This is a genomic window from Alteromonas sp. IB21 (genome assembly GCF_016405965.1).
Taxonomy (GTDB): domain Bacteria; phylum Pseudomonadota; class Gammaproteobacteria; order Enterobacterales; family Alteromonadaceae; genus Alteromonas.
Map to the genome: position 1 here is coordinate 271436 of NZ_JAEFCD010000001.1, position 22250 is coordinate 293685.

Here is a 22250-nt window from a genome sequence, read left to right on the forward strand (position 1 = left end):
AGCCTTATTCCGCGCGCGCTAGTTGCGCTTCTGCTGTAGACTCGTCCATTACATCAAACTCACCAGATTCAGTGTTGTAGTAGAGCACTTCACCTGAGCCAATGTTATAAACCCAGCCGTGCAGCTTAACCTGACCTGTGGCAATTTTGGCAGCAACAGCAGGGTGTGTACGAAGGTGCTGAATTTGCTGAACCACATTCTCTTTAGTCACGGCTTCAAGGTCGTCAATAGAAAGCTCTGAGTGCCCACAGCGCTCTTTGACTACTTCAGTCGCCACACGGCAATGGCCTAGCCATTCTTTAACATGAGGCAGAGAATCGAGGCCTGCAGGATTAATTGCACCTTTCATTGCACCGCAATCAGTGTGACCGCAAACGACAATATGAGAAACGCCCAACGCCGCAACGGCAAATTCGATAGAGGCAGTCATGCCGCCCGTCTGATTACTGTGAGGAGGCACGATATTGCCCGCATTACGACAGATAAAGAGTTCACCTGGGTCAGTCTGGGTAACAAGGTTAGGGTCAATGCGAGAATCTGAGCACGTAATAAAAAGAACTTCAGGATTTTGGCCGTTTGCAAGTTTTTGAAACTTTGCTTTTTTGTTCGGATAAACTTCCTTCTGGAATTTAGCAACACCTGAGATAACGTGATCCATATATAGCTCCCAATTTTTTAATAATTGTAATGATTATGTAATTACGTCAGTTTCACTTGATAGATTAATAGTTTAATATACCAACTCGCGATAGCTAATTACTATCACCACATGTTAAGTGGTACCTATAAGCTTACTAAAAGAAGATACTTCCCACCATGCAATTTAACGGAAAGACACCGTCAATAAATCAAATCCGCTACTTTGTGGCAGTGGCTAAATACCTAAGTTTCAGGCAGGCCGCCGGGATACTCGGAATAAGTCAGCCTACTTTGACTAGTCAGATCAGTGCGCTAGAAAGCCTGTTAGGCTTAACATTATTTGAGCGCTCACGCACGGGGACACTTTTATCGCCCCAAGGTAAAGCGCTGCTCGATGCCGCAGAGGAAGTCTTACAATCGTCTCAGCGTTTCAGTGAAATCGCCCGAGATCTCTCTGAGGGAGAAGTCGTGACATATCGTTTAGGCATCCCTCCCACTCTCGGGCCCTACTTACTCCCCTTCGTACTTCCTGATTTACATAAGAGAAAGCCAGGTCTACGTTTTTATGTGCGAGAAGGCGCCCCTAACGCGCTTCAACATGGTTTATTACGTGGTGAGTATGATCTCATTCTCTCTCCACTTTCGGGTGAAAACTCACAGTTAATTACCCAGCCACTTTTTAATGAGCCCTTGAAGTTTGTTACGCCTTCTGATCACAAGTTGGCGGGAAAAGCCTTTGTGAAGCCAGAAGATATAGCCGGGGAAAAAGTACTGACGCTTGAGGATAGGCATCATTTTCATCATCAAGTGCAGCGCATATGCGATGAAATTGGCGCAGACTTACAACGCGACTATGAGGGCACCAGTCTGGATACGCTGCGTCAGATGGTGGTGATGGGCATGGGAGTGGCATTCCTGCCTGGACTCTATATCCACTCTGAGTTGCACAAACCCGAAGCACTGCATGTATGTGAGATTGCGAATATGCCAATTGAACGTCAGCATTCTCTGGCGTGGAGAAACACGGCGCCAGGTAGAAAAACCTTCAGAGAAATTTCAATTCTTATCAAGGAAATAATAGAAACGCGTCTCTCTGATGCGGTAGCTATCGTCAGTACGGCGTCAGGTTCTGTTCAAAAACCCTAAACCACATGTGAGCGTTATGATTGATAGGCAACATTTGCGAATAGTACGAGCGATTGATGCAGAAGGTTCGATGACTGAGGCGGCGAAGTCGCTTTTTCTCACGCAGTCTGCATTAAGTCATGCAATGAAAAAGCTGGAAGCGCACTTCGATGTTCCTCTGTGGAAAAAAGAGGGAAGAAGACTTACGCTAACCCAAGCAGGGCAAAGCGTATTGGGCTTGGCCCATCGCGTGTTACCCCAGTTTGAGCACACCGAAGCCCAACTGCGGAGATTTGCCGACGGGAAACAGGGTATATTGCGCATTGGCATGGAGTGCTACCCTTGCTTTGAGTGGCTATTAAAAGTCGTCGCTCCTTTTTTAAAGGCTTTCCCTGATGTGGACGTCGATGTTCGCAGAGCGTTCTCTTTCGGTGGACTTCAAGCATTACACGGTTACGATATAGATATTCTGCTTACCCCAGATCCACTCTCACTTGAAACGATCACTTACACCCCTGTGTTTGAATATGAACAAGTATTAGTAATGGATAAGCACCACCCTTTGATAGAGAGACCCTTTATAACACCGAAAGATTTAAGCAACGAAACCCTAATAACCTACCCTGTAGAGCTAAGTCGACTTGACGTGTTTACTCATTTTCTTACGCCTGCCAACTGTACAGTGAAGCAGCATAAAACCATTGAAACCACTGAGATCATCTTACAAATGGTAGCTGCCGGGCGCGGTGTTACTGCGCTACCTAAATGGTTGATTGATGAATCAAAAGAAAGCGAACTTCTGGCTTGTCGCTCGCTTGGCGAGCAAGGTGTATATAAAACGCTGTATTTAGGCCATAGAAAAGCCCAAGATGTTTTAGGTTTTGTCGATGATTTCATTGCCCTATCGCAAACCCACAAACCCATATAAATAGTTTGCTCATCGACTAGACGGTAGAGTAAGAATAAAGAAGGCCTCTTTGCTTTTGATTTGCTTTTGATTTGCTTTTGATCATTAACAACTAAGTCACGATAGCGAAATCAATTTTTGAAAAAGCCTTCAAAACTCTTGTTATTTAATAATAAGGCCTAGCTGTAAAAGCAAAGATAAGCAGTAGGCGTTGATACTTTTACATCGAAAGATTCATCAGCGGGTACATTGAAGCTGGTGCCAGCAGCAAACGCCTGCCACTCATCGCTACCCGGTAGCTTAACAACTAACTCACCTTCTACGACTTTCATTAGCTCTTTTTGAGACGTAGAAAAGGTATACTCTCCTGGTGCCATCACCCCTGACGTGCACGGGCCGTTTGCAGACTCAAATCCAATCGAGCTTACTTTGTTATCGAAATAATGGTTTACTTTAAAGCTCATAGTTACTCCTTTGATTTGGAGGCGGTTAATGGTTACTGACGTAGTTTTCGCAACCTGTAACAACCCCTTTTAGTTACTTAGCGTTTGTGCCAAATAAGCATGTGGTTATTGGCGGGCATATTGATAACATCTTTTAAGCTTAATTCACCTGCCCAAGCGGTAAGCTCATTGATATCACGGTAACCGCCACAGCCTCTTTCTAAAAGCGAGGTATGGAATGCTTGATTACTTTCAGATGTGAATTCACCACCATGAGTAAAAGGGCCATACTGGCAGAAAACGCCCCCTTCGGGTAAGTGCGCTGCCACTGACTCCATTAGCAATTTTGCCTCTTCTTTTTGCATGATATGGGCTGTATTGGCTGTGAACACGCCATCTACGTCAAGATTAGGGAAGCTGTCTTGCCCAACCGTGAAGGAAATCGGTGACCTAACATTGTCAATGTTCACATCACTTAACCACGCAGAGATACCGTCATGATATTGAGGTTGATCGCTTGTATGCCAAATTAGATGTGGCAAGTGCTCGGCCAAAAACACCGCGTGTTGGCCCGTACCACTACCAATCTCCAGTACCTGCTTGCAGTTTGCAAATGCCCGCTCAAGCACGCTTAAAATAGCGCGCTTGTTATTCTCACAGGCCTGACTGAATGGCTTTTCGTATTGCATATTGTCTATCTGCCTTTTAGATACCATTAGTCACTTAGGTTAGGGCCCAACCATTTCTCGGCTTCTTCCAACGTCCAGCCCTTACGCTTAGCGTAATCTTCTACTTGGTCAGCCTGAATTTTAGCTACGGCGAAATATTTAGCCTCAGGGTGTGCAAAATACCACCCCGATACCGATGCGCCCGGCCACATAGCGTAGCTCTCGGTCAGCTTCATCCCAGTGTGCTGCTCTGCAGATAACAAATCCCAAATCAGCTGCTTTTCGGTATGCTCAGGGCAAGCCGCATAGCCTGGCGCCGGTCGAATACCCTGATACTTTTCGCGAATAAGCTCTTCATTACTTAATGATTCATCAGCAGCATAGCCCCAGTAATGCTTGCGCACTTGTTCATGGAGATATTCGGCAAAGGCTTCTGCGAGTCTGTCGGCCACAGCTTTAACCATAATGCCGTTGTAGTCGTCGCCGGCTTTGATGAAGCTATCTGCCAGCTCATCTTCGCCAATACCGCCTGTTACCGCGAATGCGCCTATGTAATCCTCGATACCGCTAAATTTATCGGCGACAAAATCAGCCAAACAATAGTTAGCAAATTTGTCTTTTAATGTTTGTTGGCGAAGGTGATGGGCTATACCTTGAACTTCACTTCTCGACTCATCGCTGTAAATTTCAATATCGTCATTAACGCGGTTAGCAGGAAATAAACCGATAACGCCTTTCGCCATAAGGGTGTTGTCAGCAATAATCTTATCTAACATGGCGTTAGCGTCATTGTATAGCGACTTAGCCTCATCCCCCACCACTTCATCTTCAAGGATCCGTGGGTATTTCCCAGCCAAAGACCAGGTTAGAAAGAAAGGGGTCCAGTCGATATACTTGCGAAGCGTAGCTAAATCAGCAGTGACCGGAGTAACCCCTAAGTTCGCGGGCTTAACTGGTAAGGTAGTAAAGTCAGGCTTAAAGGCGTTTTCTCTGGCCTGTGCTAGCGTCACTGGCTTACTACGAGGCTTTTTACGTGCATGTTGTTCGCGCACGGTATCGTACTCTTTAGCAAGTTCTTGCGCGTAGATATCACGAGACGCTTTGTTAAGTAAGCGCTGACATACGCCAACAGCCCTGCTTGCATTAGGCACATACGCAACAGGTGAATGGTAGTTCTGTTCAATTTTTACCGCTGTGTGCGCTTTCGATGTGGTAGCACCGCCAATAAGTAATGGAATTTCGAAACCTTGACGCTCCATTTCTTTAGCAACGTGAACCATCTCGTCAAGAGAAGGTGTGATAAGCCCAGATAAACCAATCATGTCTACGTTTTCATCTTTGGCCGTTTGCAAAATTGTTGCCGCTGGCACCATGACGCCCAAGTCAATCACTTCGAAGTTGTTACACTGAAGTACCACCCCCACAATGTTCTTACCAATATCGTGAACGTCGCCTTTTACCGTGGCTAAAAGAATTTTACCGTTACTCTTCGAATCGTCAGACTTTTCTTCTTCAATAAACGGCTGTAAGTGTGCCACCGCCTTTTTCATTACGCGGGCCGACTTCACCACCTGAGGGAGAAACATTTTTCCTTCACCGAACAAATCACCCACCACGTTCATGCCGTCCATTAACGGCCCTTCAATAACGTGTAGCGGGCGTTCGGCCTGCTGACGAGCTTCTTCTGTGTCTTCGATGATGTAGTCGGTGATGCCCTTCACAAGGGCATGTTCTAAGCGCTTATTCACGTCTTGTTCGCGCCAGCTTAAATCTTCTTTTGCTGCCGCTTTACCGTCACCTTGATAGTTAGGAGCAATGTCTAACAAACGCTCGGTAGCATCGCTTCTGCGATTCAGGATAACGTCTTCAACGGCTTCGCGAAGTTCAGCTGGAATTTCGTCATACACCTCTAGCTGACCAGCATTTACGATAGCCATGTCCATACCCGCACGAATGGCGTGATACAAAAATACTGAGTGCATCGCCTCTCGGACGGGGTTGTTTCCCCTGAACGAGAAAGAGATATTAGAGAGCCCGCCAGAAATATGGGAGTGCGGGCAGGTCTTACGTATTTCCCGGGTTGCTTCGATAAAGTCAACTGCGTAGTTATCGTGCTCTTCGATGCCCGTCGCTACAGCAAAAATGTTGGGGTCGAAAATAATATCTTCTGGTGGAAAGCCTATTTCTTCTGTTAGCAGTTTGTAGCTGCGCTGACATATTTCTACTTTGCGAGCTTGTGTGTCCGCCTGCCCTTTCTCATCAAACGCCATAACCACGGTTGCGGCGCCGTAGCGTTTGATCAACTTTGCTTGATTTAAGAAAAGCGCTTCACCTTCTTTTAAGCTAATTGAATTAACAATCGCTTTACCCTGTACGCACTTAAGACCGGCTTCTATTACTTCCCATTTAGACGAATCAATCATAATGGGCACGCGACTGATATCCGGCTCTGAGGCAATAAGATTCATGAAGGTAATCATGGCTTGCTTGGAATCAAGCATGGCCTCATCCATGTTGATATCGATGATTTGCGCGCCGTTTTCTACTTGTTGTCTTGCGACATCAAGCGCGGCTTCATAATCACCATCAAGGATAAGACGTTTGAAGCGAGCCGAACCCGTTACATTGGTTCGCTCACCTATATTAATAAATGTGGAAAATTCTGCGCTCATAATGCCCTCCTAGTGTACAAACGGCTCTAGGCCTGACAAACGCATTTTAGGTTCAAACTGAGGCACTTTTCGCGGTGCAATGCCTTCAACAGCATTGGCAATATCGCGAATATGTTCAGGCGTGCTACCGCAGCAGCCCCCCACAATATTGACAAGTCCCGATTGGGCCCACTCTTTGATATGTTCCGCCATTTCTGGACCTTCCATATCGTATTCTCCAAATTCATTGGGCAAACCCGCATTGGGGTGGGCAGAAATAAGGCACTCGCTAATCGCGGCGACTTCATCGACATATTGTCGCAAAAGGTCTGGACCTAAAGCGCAGTTTAAACCGAAAGAGAAAGGGCTGATGTGCCGCATTGAGTAATAAAACGCCTCAGCGGTTTGCCCTGAAAGCGTGCGCCCTGAGGCATCGGTAATTGTACCCGATACCATAACAGGCAGAGACCTACCCAGTTTTTCGAATACAGACTCCACGGCAAACGCCGCCGCCTTAGCATTTAGCGTGTCGAAAATAGTCTCTAGCATGATCAAATCTACACCACCTTCGATAAGTGCTTCGGTCGACTCGCTATAGGCTTCAACTAACTCGTCAAAGGTCACGTTTCGTTTACCGGGATCGTTCACATCTGGCGATATTGACGCAGTGCGGTTTGTTGGCCCTAGCACTCCCGCTACAAATCGCGGTTTATTCGGCGTTTTTGCCGTGAACTCGTCGGCTGCTTTACGCGCTAACTTTGCCGCGGCCAGATTAATATCACGAGAATGCGCCTGCATGTCGTAATCAGCCATAGCAATGGTAGTAGCGTTAAACGTGTTGGTTTCGATAATGTCTGCGCCGGCGTCAAAGTAATCGCAGTGAATCTGGTAGATAATATCAGGCTGGGTAATCACCAGCATATCGTTATTACCTTTTACGTCGCAGTGCCAATCTGCGAACTGAGTTCCGCGATAATCGGCTTCTTCTAATTTGTGGCGCTGAATCATGGTACCCATTGCACCATCAAGTATAAGGATACGTTGTTTGGCGGCTTCTGTAAGCGTTGCCTGCGCGCTTGAATTTGTTCTTTGGCTCACGTGCTACCTCTTTGGCTGTGACTTTTCAGCAAGCTGACTTAAATCGTAAGGAGTGGTCTGATAGACATAGTAATTCAGCCAGTTTGTAAACAACAGGCTACCGTGTGAGCGCCACTGTACAATAGGAGACTTGGCTGGATCATCTCCTTCAAAATAATTTTTTGGAATTGCAGGGGTTTGCCCTGCTGATAGATCTCTAAAGTATTCGTCTTTTAGTGTATCAGGATCATACTCTGGATGACCGGTTACGAATACCATTCGCTTATCATCAGAAGCGACAATATACGCACCAACATCATCTGACTCTGCCACTACGTTTAGACCGTCTACACTGTTGTACTGCGACGTATGAATATGCCCATAGCGAGAATGAGGGGCGTAGAATGTTGAATCAAAGCCTCTTAATAACTCGTTATTAGGATCATTAACGTTATGCTTAAACACGCCAGAAAATTTCTCATCCCGTATTTCTCGGGTAACGCCATAAAAGTGATACATCGCAGCGTGAGCAGCCCAACAAAGGTATAGTGTTGAGTTAACATGACGTTGTGCCCACTCCAATATTGTGGTCATGGTGTCCCAATACTTCACTTCTTCATAATCAATGAGCGCAAGGGGCGCTCCGGTAACAATAAGACCATCGTATTTTTTGTTCGCTACGTCAGAGAAGTCGTGATAAAACGCGTCCATGTGCGACTGCGGTGTGTTTTTTGGTGCTTGATTGTCTATACGAATAAGATCCACATTGATTTGAAGCGGTGTGTTTGAGAGCAAACGAAGTAGCTGTACTTCTGTTTCAATCTTATTCGGCATTAAATTGAGGATACCCACCTCAAGTGGGCGAATATCCTGATTAGCCGCCCGGTCCATGTCCATGGTAAAAATGTTTTCACCTAATAGTACATTCTGTGCGGGTAACTGCTCAGGAATACGAATTGGCATAGGGGGCTCCAGTGATAAATTACAATACCCGTATTGTGTCTATAACTGGGAATATGTCAACATCTTTACGTCTAGACGTCTAAACGTTCTATGCGAGGGTATCTATCGTTATTATTAATTACTTTGTTTATGCACCATGACCAACATTTCCGCTTCTGCTCTTGGTATGTCACAGGCTTCAATAATTTCGTCAATGCTCGCCCCCTGTTTTACAAGCTCTGCCGCCCGCTGGTAAAGGCGCAAGGAAGGGTCTTGTAATTTAAGCTCGCGAAGCTCATTTTCTATACTCACCTGCTTTTCATCTAATTCTTTAAGATGTCGAGTGATGACTAACGTTCTTGCCTGCGCTTCAGCTTGCTGATTATTAGCGTTGTTTGCCAACGCTTCTACTCGGGCGAGCGCTTCAATATGTTCAGCTTGGCTAGTTTCTATAGAAGTACGAAGCTTACGAATGTGCGAGTACAACAAACCCACCGTCACGGCAAGTACAACCATTAACACAATTAAGACTAGTTCTAACAAGGTAGGTGCAGCAAGCTGCCAATCCATGGACGTAACCCTTGGGGAAATGCAGGCAGTATTAAATAATACTGCCCAGTCATTTATTTAGATATTGCTAAGCTCATCCCACTCTTCATCGCTTAGCAATTTATTAAGGTCAACAAGAATAAGCAACTCGCCATCGCGGTTACTAACGCCCTGAATAAACTTGGCGCTTTCCTCTGTGCCCACGTTAGGTGCACTGTCAATCTCTGAAGACTTCAAGTAAACCACCTCGGCCACGCTATCAACCAAAATTCCAACGACTTGCTCGTCAGACTCAATAATTACAATACGTGTGTTGTCTGTTATCTCTGTTGGCGGCAAACCAAATCGTGCACGGGTATCAATCACAGTTACCACGTTACCACGCAGGTTGATAATACCTAGTACATAATCAGGCGCACCGGGAACCGGGGCTATTTCGGTATAACGCAATACCTCTTGGACTTGCATTACGTTGATACCGTATGTTTCATCACCTAGGCGATACGTAACCCATTGAAGGACTTCGTCATTGCTGTCGGTGGCATTACTACTTGTTCTTTCGTCGGTCATGAACCTGGCTCCCAATACTATGGCGTCTGGTCGTTACTGCTTAAGCCTTTGTTAAGCATAGATATTAATTCTTCAACGTCAATTAACGCGCACATTTTTTCTTTAACCATCCCCGCTAACCAGGGACGCTTACCTGTGGACTCGCGCCATTTAACATCATCTGTAGTCAAATTGACCGTATTAACAAGCTTTTCACTTGCCAACCCCCACAAACTTTCTCCTAACATTATAAGATATCGGTAGTTGAGCGATTGTGCGAGGTTTTCATCATATTTTTCTGGCATTACCCACTTTGCTGAATCAACTACATTAAGTTTAGACTCTCTGTGTAGCATTACACCCATAAACCAATCAGGTTTTCCGAAAAGTGGCCCTATTTTTTCTATTTGGTGAATTCCACCCAGGGTAGTCAACGGAACCGCTAGCGTTAAACCCGCCACTTCAAAGAATAGCGCTTGAAAACGAAAACCGAGAGTATCCTTTAGTGGTACTTTTGATTTAACGGCTGCATCTAAGGCTCTTTCTTCCAAAGTCTCAGTATGAGTTACCGTCTCTCGATTTTTATCTTCAACATTCTCAAGCGTCGACGTCTCTAAAATCGACGTGACTTTTTCCGCGATAGCTTCTTCGGCATGTTGCGCTATATCCTGCTTTTCAACACTTATCAGCGTTGATTCGGTGATTTGTTGAGACGCTTGCTCAAGCAACTTAGCCGTGCGCGCAGTAACATCTTCCGGTGTTTCTGGCTCTTTGAGAAGGCTATCTAAGTAGGCCTCCATCACTTCTTCACGGGCAAAGGGTGATTGCTTGCTCATTTTTTATTACTTCTCCAACACGGTTAACAGCTTCGCATAAGCGGACACACCACGGGTTTTAGGATAGGCAGATGAAATAGGCAATTGCACTAAACTGGCGTCTCTGAAGTGAGTATCTACGGGTATTACACCTTCCCACACGCGCTCACCATAGTCGCTTAATAACTTTTTGCGAGATGCTAATGCAGCGTTCGTACGCTTATCAAACATAGTTGGAATGATCACTGTATCAAAGGTTTTATTTAATGAACGCCCCATGATCTCCATGGTGCGGATCATTCTATCTAGGCCCTTAAGTGCTAAATATTCCGTTTGCGTGGGCACTATTACTTTATTGCACGCTGCCAGCGCATTAACCATGAGTACCCCAAGAACGGGCGGGCAATCTATAATTGCCACATCAAATTCATCAGCGATTTTGGCAAGGGCTTTTTTTAACACTAGCCCCATTCCCTGTTCGCTGCCCATCGTTCTATCAAGGGTGGCTAACGCCATTGTGGCAGGCAGCACATACAGGTTGTCTAACTTCGTTGGACTTAGACAATCCATAACCTTATCGGCAGTAAGTGAATTAGACTGAATAAAAATATCGTAAACTGAATGACTAGTCGCTTCAGCGTCAATACCGAAATAATAACTTAGAGAGGCATGAGGGTCGGTATCGATCATAAGCACACGTTTACCCTGCTCTGCAAGCAAACCACCAAGGCTCACTGTCGTGGTCGTTTTTCCCACTCCGCCTTTTTGATTTGCTACAGTCCACACTTTCATGATTTTTTTCCGTTGGTGTCTAAAACGCTAGCGCATCTCGGTTAGAACGCAACTACCTATATCGTCAATGTTAATATTTTTGCTCGATATATTAGCAACAGCCACTGCCTGCGGCATGCCATACACAACACAAGAGTCTTGATCCTGCGCCCAAATGGTCGCCCCCTTGTCTTTCAACAAACGACACCCTTCCCGACCGTCAGCCCCCATACCTGTCAAGATAATGCCCAAAACGTCGCCACCAAACGTTTTCGCCAGCGAGCCGAACGTGAGGTCGACGCTAGGTTTATAATTTACCTTTTCGTTCGCACCGGCATCGGTTATCACGATGCTTTTATTCAGGCCGATGTTTTCTATCAGCATCTGCTTGCCACCTGGCGCAAGATAAGCATGACCAGGTTTTAATATGTCGCCATGCTCAGCTTCTTTTACGCTTATGTTACAGTTAGAATTCAACCGTTGCGCGAACGCTGTAGTAAACGTACCTGGCATGTGTTGAACAAGCAAAATAGGGTAAGCAAAATCTGCCGGTAAAGGCGCAAGCACTTTTTGAAGTGCAACTGGCCCGCCAGTCGAAGCGCCAATGGCTAAACACTTGTAGCGTTTACCCGATGCTCTGACCGACGATACGGTTGGTTGCTTTGCTGCATCTTTATGCCCGGACAATAATCCAGAGGTTTTAAAGAAAGCCTGCTTAGGTGCATTATCCGGAAGCTGTCTCGTTTCTGTTGCTCTAAATAACGGACGTCTAAGACCAACGCCTCGCCGCGCTATCAACCTAACTTTAGTGCATAATAAATGAGAAGCTTCTTTTCTATCTTGCGCAATGTCTTCGAATTTCTTAGGCAAGAAATCGAGCGCACCTGCTTCAAGAGCATCAAGCGTAGCTTGAGCGCCATGGTAGGTTAAGGACGAGAACATGAGAATGGGCGTAGGCTTTTTATCCATAATAGCCTTCACAGCAGAAATACCATCCATTACCGGCATCTCGACATCCATTGTTATTACGTCCGGCTTAAGCGCTTCTGCTTTTTCCAGTGCATCGCGCCCATTTCGCGCTTCCCCAACAACTTCAAGCTCTCTATCGCTGTCGAGTATTTCTCTTACCCGACGACGATAAAATGTCGAGTCGTCCACCACAAGGACTTTAAAGACCATGGATTACTATTCCTATTAATTCATCGCCTTACTTAATGGGTTTACGCGCATACCGTTTTAGAAGGCTCGGAACATCTAAAATAAGTGCAATTCCACCGTCTGAAGTAATGGTTGCTCCCGCCATGCCAGGTGTACCCTGTAACAAAGCGTCAAGCGGTTTTATTACCACCTCTTCTTGACCTATTAGCGCGTCTACTACGAATCCGACTTGCTGTGTACCTATTTGTACAACAACCACGTGACCTTTGTCTCTTTCAATATTTTTAGGGCCACGAATCAACCATTCGCCGAGGAAGAACAACGGAATTGCTTTCGAACGAACTATCATTGTTAGTTGGCCATCGACCGTGTTGGTCTTCTTGATGTCCATGTTTATTATTTCGTTCACCGCACCTAATGGTAACGCAAAGGTTTGTTTTCCTACAACAATCATTAGTGTAGGAAGAATGGCTAATGTCAAAGGTACTTTGATATCAAGCCGCGTGCCTTTACCTAGCTGCGAATCGATATTTACCGTACCGTTAAGCTGATTAATTTTTGTCTTAACCACATCCATGCCCACACCGCGACCAGAAATATCACTGATTTCTGTCTTAGTAGAGAAACCTGGAGCAAAAATTAGGTTAAATGCTTCAACATCAGACATTCGTGCCGCTGCGTCCGCATCTAACACGCCACGACTTATCGCTATCTCCTTAAGCTTCTCGGGGTCCATGCCCTTACCGTCGTCTTCAATCGTAAGAAGAATGTGGTCACCTTCTTGAGACGCTGCCAGTTGAACAGTTCCCATTCTTGGCTTGCCAGCTGCGGCGCGATCATCCGGCATTTCAATGCCGTGGTCTACCGAGTTTCTCACCAAATGCACCAGCGGATCGGCCAGCGCTTCAACCAAGTTTTTATCTAAATCAGTTTCTTCACCTACAAGCTCAAGCGTTATTTCTTTCTTTAAGCTTCTTGCAAGGTCTCGCACAACGCGAGGGAAGCGGCCAAATACCTTTTTGATTGGCTGCATGCGCGTTTTCATCACCGCACCCTGCAAGTCGCCAGTGACGACGTCTAGGTTAGCGATCGCTTTCGACATGCTTTCATCGTTGCTATTAATACCTAGGCTTAGCAAGCGGTTTCGAACCAGAACAAGCTCCCCTACCATATTCATGATCTGGTCAAGGCGTTTGGTATCAACCCGCACCGTTGTTTCAGCTTGAGGCCCAGAAGCAGCCGCCTTCTTATCATCCTTTTTAGGCGGAGCACTGGCCGCTTTTGTTGACGCGCTTGGGGCAGAGGGTGCTGGTGTACTTGGCGCAGGATTTGGTTTTGGTGCTGACTGTTTCGCTTTTTGAACAGCTTCCGTCGCTGCTTTGTCGACAGGCGGCTCTACCGGCTTAGGCGCTTCACCTAACTTAGTAGGGCCTTGACCTGACCCGTGTAACTGATCAAGAAGTGCTTCAAATTCGTCGTCAGTAATTTCTTCATCACTGCTTGCGCTTGTCGGTGCTGATGCAACCTGCGCTTTTGGCTCAGCAGCTGGCGCTTCGCTGGCGCTGAATTGGCCTTTGCCATGTAAATCGTCTAACAGCGCTTCAAATTCTTCATCGGTAATATCGTCGCTATCGCTTGCTGACGTCGCTGGCTTTGATGCTGACGTCGGAGGCGTTGCAGCCGTTGCTGATGGCGACCGGCCCGGTGCTGAAGAACCGTGCAGTTCATCGAGAAGCGCTTCAAATTCATCTTCGGTGATTTCGTCAATTCCACCACCACTGTCGCTACTGCTAGGCGCTTGTGCTGTAGGTTCTTCTATTACTAGCTCTAACTCATCTGCAACGGTTTCTTGTACAGGGGCGCTTGAAGAGTCAAATATGTTTTCGTCTGGCGTTTCAGGGCGACTCAGTTTATGAAGTGTATCAACTAACTGCGCGTCTGCAGGTTGCAGGGGCTCCTGAGCCTTTACTCGTTCGAACATTTCTACAACCACATCGGTGGCCTGCAGAATGATATCCATAAGTTCAGGGGTTAAGGTTCTTTGCCCGTTTCGCATCACATCGAATACGTTCTCTGCACCGTGACAAATTTCAACGAGTTCTGTGAGAGAAAGGAAACCTGCGCCTCCTTTTACTGTATGGTACCCTCGGAAAATTGCGTTTAGTAAATCCGCATCTTCCGGGTTGTTTTCAAGATCAACGAGCTGTTCTTGTAATTGTTCAAGAATCTCTCCAGCTTCAACCAGAAAGTCCTGTAATATATCCTCGTCAACATCAAACGACATGCGCCCGCTCCCCTAAAAACCTAAGCTAGACAAAAGATCATCTACGTCATCTTGGCCTGAAACGACATCATCTCGTTTTTCGGCGTCAATAATTGGGCCTTCTGCCTCTACACCATCTATCTTATCGGCCTTAACACGAGATGGTTTAGTATGTTCTTCTCCATCGCGCTCGCCAAACATGGTAAGCATGTTGACTAAGCTGTCTTCCACCTCTTTTACAAGGTCAATGACGCGACGGATAACCTGCCCCGTTAAGTCCTGATATCCTTGCGCCATCAGTACTTCGGTAAGCAGTTTTGTAAGTTTAGCTGACTGGAGCGAACCGTCTTCTAATAATTCGTCTAAGTCGGCACATAATGCTTTGAATTCACCCAACTCAATTTGGCGATTCATTAACTTCTTCCATTCTGGCATTACTTTATCAATACGCATTGAAAGCATTTCTGCTATTGGCATGCTCGCTTCAACGGCATCCATAGTAGTATTAGCTGCTTTCTCAGTTTCTTCAATAACGTAAGTCAGGCGGGACTGAGCATCCGGAATATCGTCGGTTGCTAAGTTTTTAATGCGATCGTCAATTTGAAAGTTGTTTAACGCGTCATGAAGTTGACGCGTCAGTTTTCCCACTTCAGCAAACAGCTCAACGTTTTCTTTCATTGATGCTGCTTCAAGTAGGGCATTGGCTGAAGCGTTATCACCTTCTTCAAGATAAGTAACGAGTTGCTTGGCTTCTTCCAACGAAATTGGAACGTTTACATTCGTTGTCATCCAGTAAACCTCATTTATCTGGTGAGCGTCTGGATCAACCTAAACGTTCGAAAATTTTGTCTAATTTTTCTTTAAGTGTTGCAGCTGTGAACGGTTTAACTACGTACCCGTTCACACCGGCCTGTGCTGCGGCAACGATTTGTTCTTTTTTGGCTTCAGCAGTTACCATTAGAACAGGCAAATGTTTGAGCTTGTCGTCTGCTCGAATTGCGCGAAGCAAGTCGATACCTTGCATGCCGGGCATGTTCCAGTCAGTAACAACGAAATCAAAATCACCTTGTTGCAACATAGGCAGTGCTGTGCTTCCGTCATCCGCTTCTTGGATGTTGGCAAAACCTAAGTCTTTAAGAAGGTTTTTGATGATACGTCTCATGGTAGAAAAATCATCAACCACAAGAATTTTCATACTTTTGTCCAAAATAGCCTCCAATGAGGGGTTAATTGTTATTAATTTCTATTCTTCGTCAGCCTGCCACGACTTCATTCGTGATTTGAGTTTTAACATGGCCTGACTGTGAATTTGACTGACTCTTGACTCACTTACGTCAAGAACCTCACCAATTTCTCGTAAATTCAATTCTTCATCATAGTATAAAGAAAGCACAATCGCTTCCCGTTCAGGTAGCGTTGTAATTGCTTGAGCAAGTGCTTTTTGAAAAGCGCCCTGCATCAAGTCTTCCAGCGGCGCATCACTGCCTCTGCTTTGCTCAGTAGTGATTACGTCCTCCGACACGCCCAAGTCTTCTATACCAACGAGCTTTCCGGCATTCACTTCATTGAGCATTTGATGATAATCCTGCAAGCTTACATTAAGCTTTTCAGCAATATCAGCATCTCTTGCATCTCTTCCGGTCTCACCTTCTACTTGAGATATGGCTTCCGAAATTGCGCGTCCGTTACGGTGGACTGAACGAGGGGTCCAGTCTCCTTTGCGTATTTCATCGAGCATTGCACCGCGAATACGAATCCCCGCAAAGGTTTCAAAACTCGCCCCCTTAGAGCCGTCGAAGTTCCGTGCAGCTTCTAACAGGCCAATCATGCCTGATTGGATAAGGTCATCAACAAGAACACTTGCAGGCAATCTTGCCATCAAGTGATGCGCTATACGCTTAACCAATGGCGCATGTCTTTCGACTAACTGCGACTTATCGGTTTGTTGTTGATAAGCGGCTGCCTTGCTATTCAACGCTGATTTCCTACTGCTTTTTCTGCAACAAGTTGTTCAATAAAAAATTCTAAGTGTCCGCCTGGTTGAGCGGGAATGGGCCATGACATTGCTCTACTTGCCAGCTGTGTTATCGCCACTGCGGCTGGAGAGCCTGGAAAGGCATCCACGATAGCCGTTTGTTTTCTTACGGCTTTGCGAATATTTTCGTCAAATGGAACCGTTGCCACTAATTCTAGTGCAACATCCAAAAAACGCCCTGTGACTTTACTTAATTTACTAAATAATTCTTGGCCTTCACGCACATCGCGAACCATATTAGCCACCACCTTGAAGCGAAAAACACCGTGCTCACGATTCAATATCTTTATTAAGGCGTAGGCATCCGTTAGGGATGTAGGCTCATCGCACACCACCACCACGATGTCTTGAGAAGCTTTTGAGAAGCTCAACACCATGTCTGAAATTCCCGCTGCCGTGTCGACAATTAACACATCTATAGGCGTTCTTAACTCGCTAAAAGCGCGAATCAAACCTGCGTGTTGAGTTGGCGATAACTCTGCCATCGACTGCGTGCCAGAGGTAGCTGGAGCGATTTTTATACCGTGCGGCCCAGTTACAAGAACATCGTCAAGGGTACATTCACCTGAAAGCACATGAGATAAGTTTTTCTCTACGCGAAGTCCTAGCATAACATCAACGTTTGCCAGACCGAGGTCCGCGTCAAGTACCATGACTCGCTTACCCTGCTTCGCCATAGCGATAGCGGTATTGAGAGTAATATTTGTTTTACCTACGCCACCTTTGCCTCCGGTGACGGCGATAACCTTGATTAACCGTGATTGCTTCATTTTTCTTAAGCTACTCGCTTGATCGTCAATCATACTGCTTATGCTGTTTTAATTGCGTTGTTAACACTAGTATGATTCAAACCGTACTTTTTATAAAGCTTTGCAGCAGCGGAAACTAAAGATTTCGCTTCTGCAATCTTAATGTCTTCAGGCACTTTCTGACCATCGGTGACATAACTAACCGGTAGTTGGTACTCAACCGCAGCGCTCAATACCTCTCCCAAAGAGTAGCATTCATCTAACTTCGTGAAAATACAGCCACTTAATTCAATATCATCATACGCTTGGATAATTCTTTGAAGCGCCGGATATTGAGTATTGGCTTGCGCAACCAAATATTTTTTCACTTTAGGCATTTGACCATTGTCAAATTGCTTAATCTGTTTAATTAATCGACTGTCTCGCTGACTAAACCCTGCCGTATCGATTAATACTAGTCGCTTATGGCGAAGTTGGAATAATAAATCAGCTAACTCTTCACTAGTCTGCGCCTTTCTCACTGTACAGCCAATGATTTTTCCGTATGTCGCTAGCTGCTCATAGGCAGCAATTCTATACGTATCTATGGTGATCATAGCGACGGACTCTGCACCATACTTCTGCGCATAACGGGCAGCTAATTTGGCAACCGTTGTTGTTTTACCGGTTCCAGTAGGACCAACCAATGCAACCGCGCCCTGTGAGCTAAGTATATCGTTCCCCGTCACATTTATGCGATTAGCCAATAGGTTAAGAAGATATACCCACGCGTCACGCTCATTATAGTGTGCGGGTGTGTAATTAATTAACTGGTTAGCAAGTGCACTGCTCAGCCCCATGTCAACTAAACGCGTGGTCAGGTATTGATGAACCGGTTTTTGACGCTTGTTTTTGGCTTCCATAAGGTCAGCAACTTGGTATTGCAGGACGTCGCGTAGTGACGCAAGTTCTTCTTTTATCTGCGCAAGTTCTGCCGATTGTGTCAACGGCGCTTCGCCAATGCTTGACGCTTGATGATCAGGAAAGGGTAAGTCGTGAGTACGGTGACTAGCGGTGTGTTGGCTCTCCACATCATCGATAAATGCATCTGAAAAATCCAAATGTGACGCTATCTCGTTGGCGTGCTTAGCATTAGCTGACATAGGTTGAGGACGTCGCTGGGTGTGGTTTTCAGCAGCGCTAGATGAAGGCCCTTGATTGGCTGTCGCAGCTGCAGCCCCATGCTGCTTTTCTAATAACGCTTTTAAGCTGTCAGGGCCGTCATCGCCAATAATTTCACTTAAGCTAGGCATGGCTTTTTGACCTGGCGCTTTTGACGCTGATTTCGACGCTGTGAGTTTCGCTTCCGGCTCTTTATCGTAAGCTGCAACAAGCTCGATACCATCAGCCACTTTGCGGTTTGACATGATAACTGCATCACTGCCCAACTCTGCTTTAACTTGGCTTAACGCCTCACGCATATCTTTGCCGAAGAAACGTCTTATTTTCATTGCAACCTCTCCAATCACCCAGCGTCAGATTATTGACCGACCGAACTGACTATTTTTATTTGTTTGTCATCAGGAACTTCTTGATACGACAGCACATGAAGCCCAACAACCGAATATTTTAAGAAGCGAGAGAGCACCGGTCTCAGCATACCAGATGTTAGAAGCACAGCAGGCTCACCTTCTAACTCTTGTTGCTGACTGGCTTGTTGCAATGATTTTTGCAACTTATCTGCCAGACCTGGTTCAATACCAGCGCCATCTTCGCCACCTGCTTGAAGTGACTGGTGCAACATCTGTTCCAACTCTGGCGCCAAGGTTATGACAGGTATTTCTTTCGCCCCTTGAGTGATCTCTTGGACAATAAGTCGTTTCAGCGCAATACGCACCGCAGATACCAATACATCAGGGTCTTGGCTACGCGTACCATACTCACTCAGCGTTTGAACAATAGTTCGCATATCGCGAATAGGTACTCCCTCAAATAACAAAGTTTGGAGCACTTTCACCACTGTACTTAGCGGCAGGATATCCGGCACTAAACCTTCAACTAATTTAGGATGATGTTTGGCCAGCATATCGAGAAGCTGCTGTGCTTCCTCGTGACCAAGTAATTGATAAGCATTATTGGTCAGTAGCTGACTTAAATGGGTCGCTACCACGGTAGCGGCATCTACAACCGTATAACCTAATGTTTGCGCATGCTCTCGTTTATTCGGTTTGATCCATACTGCGTCTAGACCGAATGCAGGGTCCTTCGTTGCTCGCCCTTCTAATTTACCAAATACCTGCCCTGGGTTAATGGCAAGCTCTTCGTCGTGACTAATAACCGAATCACCAATAGTGACGCCTAACATGGCAATGGTGTATGTATTGGGCTCTAAATCTAAGTTATCGCGAATATGGACAGGAGGAATAAGAAAACCAAGCTCTTGAGACAGCTTTTTACGTACACCCTTAATACGCGTCAATAACTCACCACCTTGCGATTTATCAACAAGTGGAATAAGACGATAACCTACCTCTAATCCAATGGTATCGACTTGTTGCACATCGTCCCAGCCCAGTTCTTTGACTTCGGGGGTAAGCGTTTCGTTCTTTGCTACATTATCCGGTACTGAAGGTGCAGCAGCCTTTTTCCGAGCTTGAACGGTTTGAAAATAAGCAAAGCCCGCAATTAGGAAAGAAAAACCAAGAAACGCAATGTGAGGCATTCCTGGGATGATCCCCATGACAAATAGCACGCCTGAAGCTATATATAACGCCTGATTATTCCCTAACTGACCGCGTATTTCTTTACCCATCTCCTGAGACTCATTTTCGCGAGTAACGATAATTGCGGTGGCCACAGAAAGGAGTAATGATGGGATTTGAGCAACGAGCCCGTCACCAATGGTTAAAATAGTGTAGATTTCTATGGCATCTCCAAAAGAAAGGCCGTGTTGGATCATGCCTATAAAGAGCCCGCCAACAATGTTGATAAGCATTATAAAAAGCCCGGCAACCGCGTCGCCTTTCACAAACTTTGACGCACCGTCCATCGACCCGTAGAAATCCGCCTCTGCAGTAATTTCTTCACGGCGCTGGCGAGCCTGGTCTTGGTCTATATATCCTGCATTTAGGTCCGCATCGATAGCCATCTGCTTACCCGGCATAGCATCTAAGGTAAAGCGCGCACTTACTTCTGAAATGCGCCCTGCTCCCGCAGTGACTACTTTGAAGTTGATGATAAGTAAAATAGCGAAGACAACAATACCGACAGCGTAGTTGCCGCCGATAACCACAGCACCAAAGGCTTCAATTACCTTACCCGCAGCATCTCCACCTTCATGACCATAAAGCAATACAACCCGAGTTGATGCAACGTTCAAAGCAAGGCGAAGTACTGTTGCAATCAGCAAAACAAGAGGAAAAATCCCAAAATCTACAGGTTTTTTTGTGAGTACCGCTACCAGTATGATGACCAGAGACAGCGCAATATTAAAACTAAAAAGCACGTCTAATAAAAACGGCGGCATGGGTAAAATAACCATTCCCATGATTGCCAAAAGGACGATGGGCGCGCCTAGACCACTGGTAAAATTTTGCAGCTGATTTTTATCGAATCGCTGAAGATAACCGGATAACTGCATGGTTTGGTGTCTCTCTATCAGAAAATTGACGCTTTATGTAAATCTGAAAGGGAGTTTTCAACTAACGTGCCAGCTTTGTTAGTAAGGCAGTAAAGGTGCCACTCAACGGCTAAAAATAGCGCTGTCGCTATTATGGGTGAAGTAGTTCGGACAATAACGGTGACTATCGACGATATTCAGGCGGAATGGGTAAATCTCGCTTGAGCGGTTTGGGCCGTTTGCCTTTTCCTGCACTGTGCGCCCTCAATTGATACACATGAGCTAGTACCTGCGCTACCGCCATAAATAAGGCGTTGGGAATTTCATCATCCACTTCTGTTGAATAGAATATCGCGCGGGCTAACATAGGCGAAGGAATTAACGGTACATTGTTAGCGGTTGCGATTTTTCTAATATGCATCGCTAGTTCATCCGCACCTTTAGCCACAACCACAGGCGCTCTTAAACCCTTTTCATCATATTTTATGGCGACAGAGAAATGGGTGGGGTTAGTAACAACCACGTCAGCGTGCGGCACTTCCTGCATCATTCGCTTAGTTGCCGCTTGATATTGTAATCGACGAATACGCCCCTTCACCATAGGGTCACCTTCTGCGTTCTTTCTTTCGTCTTTGACCTCTTGTTTAGTCATCTTCATTTCTTTGTTGTGCTTATACATCTGATAAGGCACATCAATAAGCGCAATGGGGATCATGCCGCAAACTAAGATAAGAAATGCCCATTTGAGCATGTCAAGAGCATGAAAGATGTTGCCAGGATAGAGTTCCATATCTAGGTGCAGTGCTTCATCTTCGAAGAACAATAGCGCGCCAATGGCCATGCCGATGATAACCACAACCTTGGCAATAGATTTCAATAGTTCTACCAAGCCATTGGTGCCAAACATGCGCTTAAACCCTTGAATAGGGCTCATTTTTGAACCTTTAGGCGCTGCGCCCTCCCACGTGAAATTATAGCCACCCAGGGCAATAGAGCCGTAAATGCCTGCAATCATCGCAACAACCATGTAAAGCAATACCGCAGGGCCTACCGCAGAAAACGCCTCACCCCAAGCGCCAAACATATGAGTGACATCATAGGTTTCGTCGCGAGAAAGAATAAACATGCGCTGGGTAAGCTTAAAAACAGATTCGGCAATCCAGCCTCCAACGAATAGAAACATGACGGCGCTGGCTATCAGCACCAGCGTGGTGGATAACTCACGGGAACGAGCCAGTTGCCCTTTTTTTCGGGCATCTTCGAGTTTTTTCCCCGTGGGGTCTTCTGTTTTTTCGCTTGAATCTGCCATTT

General features: G+C 45.9%; 21 protein-coding genes. 2 read left to right on the forward strand and 19 right to left on the reverse strand.

All coding sequences use genetic code 11. The features are described from left to right. Positions 1 to 4: 4 nt before the first annotated feature. Positions 5 to 658 carry a carbonic anhydrase gene (locus JC525_RS01160; protein ID WP_198813518.1) on the reverse strand — a complete coding sequence of 218 codons (654 nt, stop codon included), beginning with the start codon at positions 656 to 658 and terminating at the stop codon, positions 5 to 7. Positions 659 to 816: 158 nt separating this feature from the next. Between JC525_RS01160 and JC525_RS01165 the strand changes: the two genes are divergently transcribed. Further along, entirely contained in the window at positions 817 to 1785 is a 969-nt protein-coding gene (locus tag JC525_RS01165; RefSeq protein WP_198813520.1) for a hydrogen peroxide-inducible genes activator, read from the forward strand. Positions 1786 to 1801: 16 nt separating this feature from the next. After that, a complete protein-coding gene (locus JC525_RS01170) occupies positions 1802 to 2692 on the forward strand; it encodes a LysR family transcriptional regulator (RefSeq protein ID WP_198813523.1) in 891 nt (296 codons plus the stop codon). Between the two features lie 158 nt (positions 2693 to 2850). Here JC525_RS01170 and ppnP read toward each other — a convergent pair whose 3' ends face one another. The 18 genes from ppnP to flhB form a co-directional block, all read right to left on the reverse strand. Next, positions 2851 to 3135, reverse strand: a complete 285-nt coding sequence (gene ppnP / locus JC525_RS01175) for a pyrimidine/purine nucleoside phosphorylase (RefSeq protein WP_198813527.1) — start codon at positions 3133 to 3135, stop codon at positions 2851 to 2853. 77 nt (positions 3136 to 3212) lie between these two features. Then, positions 3213 to 3803: a DUF938 domain-containing protein gene (locus JC525_RS01180; RefSeq protein ID WP_198813530.1), complete on the reverse strand. Its 591-nt coding sequence runs from the start codon at positions 3801 to 3803 to the stop codon at positions 3213 to 3215. A gap of 26 nt (positions 3804 to 3829) precedes the next feature. After that, positions 3830 to 6454, reverse strand: coding sequence for a methionine synthase (metH, locus tag JC525_RS01185; protein WP_198813538.1), 2625 nt, complete (start codon positions 6452 to 6454; stop codon positions 3830 to 3832). Positions 6455 to 6463: 9 nt separating this feature from the next. Further along, positions 6464 to 7531 (reverse strand): homocysteine S-methyltransferase family protein, encoded by a 1068-nt coding sequence (locus JC525_RS01190; RefSeq protein ID WP_198813546.1) that lies wholly within the window; start codon positions 7529 to 7531, stop codon positions 6464 to 6466. Positions 7532 to 7534: 3 nt separating this feature from the next. Then, a complete protein-coding gene (gene metA / locus JC525_RS01195; protein ID WP_198813548.1) occupies positions 7535 to 8473 on the reverse strand; it encodes a homoserine O-acetyltransferase MetA in 939 nt (312 codons plus the stop codon). A 114-nt stretch (positions 8474 to 8587) separates the two neighbouring features. Continuing rightward, on the reverse strand, positions 8588 to 9022 hold the full coding sequence (locus tag JC525_RS01200) for a DUF2802 domain-containing protein (RefSeq protein ID WP_198813550.1): 435 nt from the start codon (positions 9020 to 9022) through the stop codon (positions 8588 to 8590). A gap of 57 nt (positions 9023 to 9079) precedes the next feature. Next, positions 9080 to 9571: a chemotaxis protein CheW gene (locus JC525_RS01205; RefSeq protein ID WP_105930182.1), complete on the reverse strand. Its 492-nt coding sequence runs from the start codon at positions 9569 to 9571 to the stop codon at positions 9080 to 9082. Positions 9572 to 9588: 17 nt separating this feature from the next. After that, positions 9589 to 10386: a chemotaxis protein CheW gene (locus JC525_RS01210; protein ID WP_198813552.1), complete on the reverse strand. Its 798-nt coding sequence runs from the start codon at positions 10384 to 10386 to the stop codon at positions 9589 to 9591. Between the two features lie 6 nt (positions 10387 to 10392). Then, positions 10393 to 11157 carry a ParA family protein gene (locus JC525_RS01215; RefSeq protein ID WP_198813554.1) on the reverse strand — a complete coding sequence of 255 codons (765 nt, stop codon included), beginning with the start codon at positions 11155 to 11157 and terminating at the stop codon, positions 10393 to 10395. 27 nt (positions 11158 to 11184) lie between these two features. Continuing rightward, entirely contained in the window at positions 11185 to 12315 is a 1131-nt protein-coding gene (locus JC525_RS01220) for a protein-glutamate methylesterase/protein-glutamine glutaminase (RefSeq protein ID WP_198813556.1), read from the reverse strand. A 28-nt stretch (positions 12316 to 12343) separates the two neighbouring features. Then, complete coding sequence (locus JC525_RS01225) at positions 12344 to 14578, reverse strand: chemotaxis protein CheA (RefSeq protein ID WP_198813559.1); 2235 nt, start codon at positions 14576 to 14578, stop codon at positions 12344 to 12346. A gap of 12 nt (positions 14579 to 14590) precedes the next feature. After that, positions 14591 to 15346, reverse strand: a complete 756-nt coding sequence (locus tag JC525_RS01230; RefSeq protein WP_198813561.1) for a protein phosphatase CheZ — start codon at positions 15344 to 15346, stop codon at positions 14591 to 14593. Positions 15347 to 15380: 34 nt separating this feature from the next. Beyond that, positions 15381 to 15764, reverse strand: a complete 384-nt coding sequence (gene cheY, locus JC525_RS01235; protein ID WP_025254383.1) for a chemotaxis response regulator CheY — start codon at positions 15762 to 15764, stop codon at positions 15381 to 15383. Positions 15765 to 15800: 36 nt separating this feature from the next. Continuing rightward, positions 15801 to 16532, reverse strand: a complete 732-nt coding sequence (locus tag JC525_RS01240) for an RNA polymerase sigma factor FliA (protein WP_198813563.1) — start codon at positions 16530 to 16532, stop codon at positions 15801 to 15803. Beyond that, complete coding sequence (locus JC525_RS01245) at positions 16529 to 17395, reverse strand: MinD/ParA family protein (protein ID WP_198813565.1); 867 nt, start codon at positions 17393 to 17395, stop codon at positions 16529 to 16531. The genes JC525_RS01240 and JC525_RS01245 overlap by 4 nt, the downstream gene beginning before the upstream one ends. A 5-nt stretch (positions 17396 to 17400) precedes the next feature. Continuing rightward, positions 17401 to 18831, reverse strand: coding sequence for a flagellar biosynthesis protein FlhF (gene flhF, locus JC525_RS01250; RefSeq protein ID WP_198813567.1), 1431 nt, complete (start codon positions 18829 to 18831; stop codon positions 17401 to 17403). A gap of 29 nt (positions 18832 to 18860) precedes the next feature. Then, positions 18861 to 20960, reverse strand: coding sequence for a flagellar biosynthesis protein FlhA (flhA, locus tag JC525_RS01255; protein WP_198813569.1), 2100 nt, complete (start codon positions 20958 to 20960; stop codon positions 18861 to 18863). 163 nt (positions 20961 to 21123) lie between these two features. Continuing rightward, positions 21124 to 22248: a flagellar biosynthesis protein FlhB gene (flhB, locus tag JC525_RS01260; protein WP_198813571.1), complete on the reverse strand. Its 1125-nt coding sequence runs from the start codon at positions 22246 to 22248 to the stop codon at positions 21124 to 21126. Positions 22249 to 22250: the final 2 nt, after the last annotated feature.

Bases quoted from the DNA above. Each gene is read 5' to 3' on its own strand.
- JC525_RS01160 (WP_198813518.1), bottom strand. From the start codon at position 658: ATGGATCACGTTATCTCAGGTGTTGCTAAATTCCAGAAGGAAGTTTAT.
- JC525_RS01165 (WP_198813520.1), top strand. From the start codon at position 817: ATGCAATTTAACGGAAAGACACCGTCAATAAATCAAATCCGCTACTTT.
- JC525_RS01170 (WP_198813523.1), top strand. From the start codon at position 1,802: ATGATTGATAGGCAACATTTGCGAATAGTACGAGCGATTGATGCAGAA.
- ppnP (WP_198813527.1), bottom strand. From the start codon at position 3,135: ATGAGCTTTAAAGTAAACCATTATTTCGATAACAAAGTAAGCTCGATT.
- JC525_RS01180 (WP_198813530.1), bottom strand. From the start codon at position 3,803: ATGCAATACGAAAAGCCATTCAGTCAGGCCTGTGAGAATAACAAGCGC.
- metH (WP_198813538.1), bottom strand. From the start codon at position 6,454: ATGAGCGCAGAATTTTCCACATTTATTAATATAGGTGAGCGAACCAAT.
- metA (WP_198813548.1), bottom strand. From the start codon at position 8,473: ATGCCAATTCGTATTCCTGAGCAGTTACCCGCACAGAATGTACTATTA.
- JC525_RS01200 (WP_198813550.1), bottom strand. From the start codon at position 9,022: ATGGATTGGCAGCTTGCTGCACCTACCTTGTTAGAACTAGTCTTAATT.
- JC525_RS01205 (WP_105930182.1), bottom strand. From the start codon at position 9,571: ATGACCGACGAAAGAACAAGTAGTAATGCCACCGACAGCAATGACGAA.
- JC525_RS01210 (WP_198813552.1), bottom strand. From the start codon at position 10,386: ATGAGCAAGCAATCACCCTTTGCCCGTGAAGAAGTGATGGAGGCCTAC.
- JC525_RS01215 (WP_198813554.1), bottom strand. From the start codon at position 11,157: ATGAAAGTGTGGACTGTAGCAAATCAAAAAGGCGGAGTGGGAAAAACG.
- JC525_RS01220 (WP_198813556.1), bottom strand. From the start codon at position 12,315: ATGGTCTTTAAAGTCCTTGTGGTGGACGACTCGACATTTTATCGTCGT.
- JC525_RS01225 (WP_198813559.1), bottom strand. From the start codon at position 14,578: ATGTCGTTTGATGTTGACGAGGATATATTACAGGACTTTCTGGTTGAA.
- JC525_RS01230 (WP_198813561.1), bottom strand. From the start codon at position 15,346: ATGACAACGAATGTAAACGTTCCAATTTCGTTGGAAGAAGCCAAGCAA.
- JC525_RS01245 (WP_198813565.1), bottom strand. From the start codon at position 17,395: ATGATTGACGATCAAGCGAGTAGCTTAAGAAAAATGAAGCAATCACGG.
- flhF (WP_198813567.1), bottom strand. From the start codon at position 18,831: ATGAAAATAAGACGTTTCTTCGGCAAAGATATGCGTGAGGCGTTAAGC.
- flhA (WP_198813569.1), bottom strand. From the start codon at position 20,960: ATGCAGTTATCCGGTTATCTTCAGCGATTCGATAAAAATCAGCTGCAA.
- flhB (WP_198813571.1), bottom strand. From the start codon at position 22,248: ATGGCAGATTCAAGCGAAAAAACAGAAGACCCCACGGGGAAAAAACTC.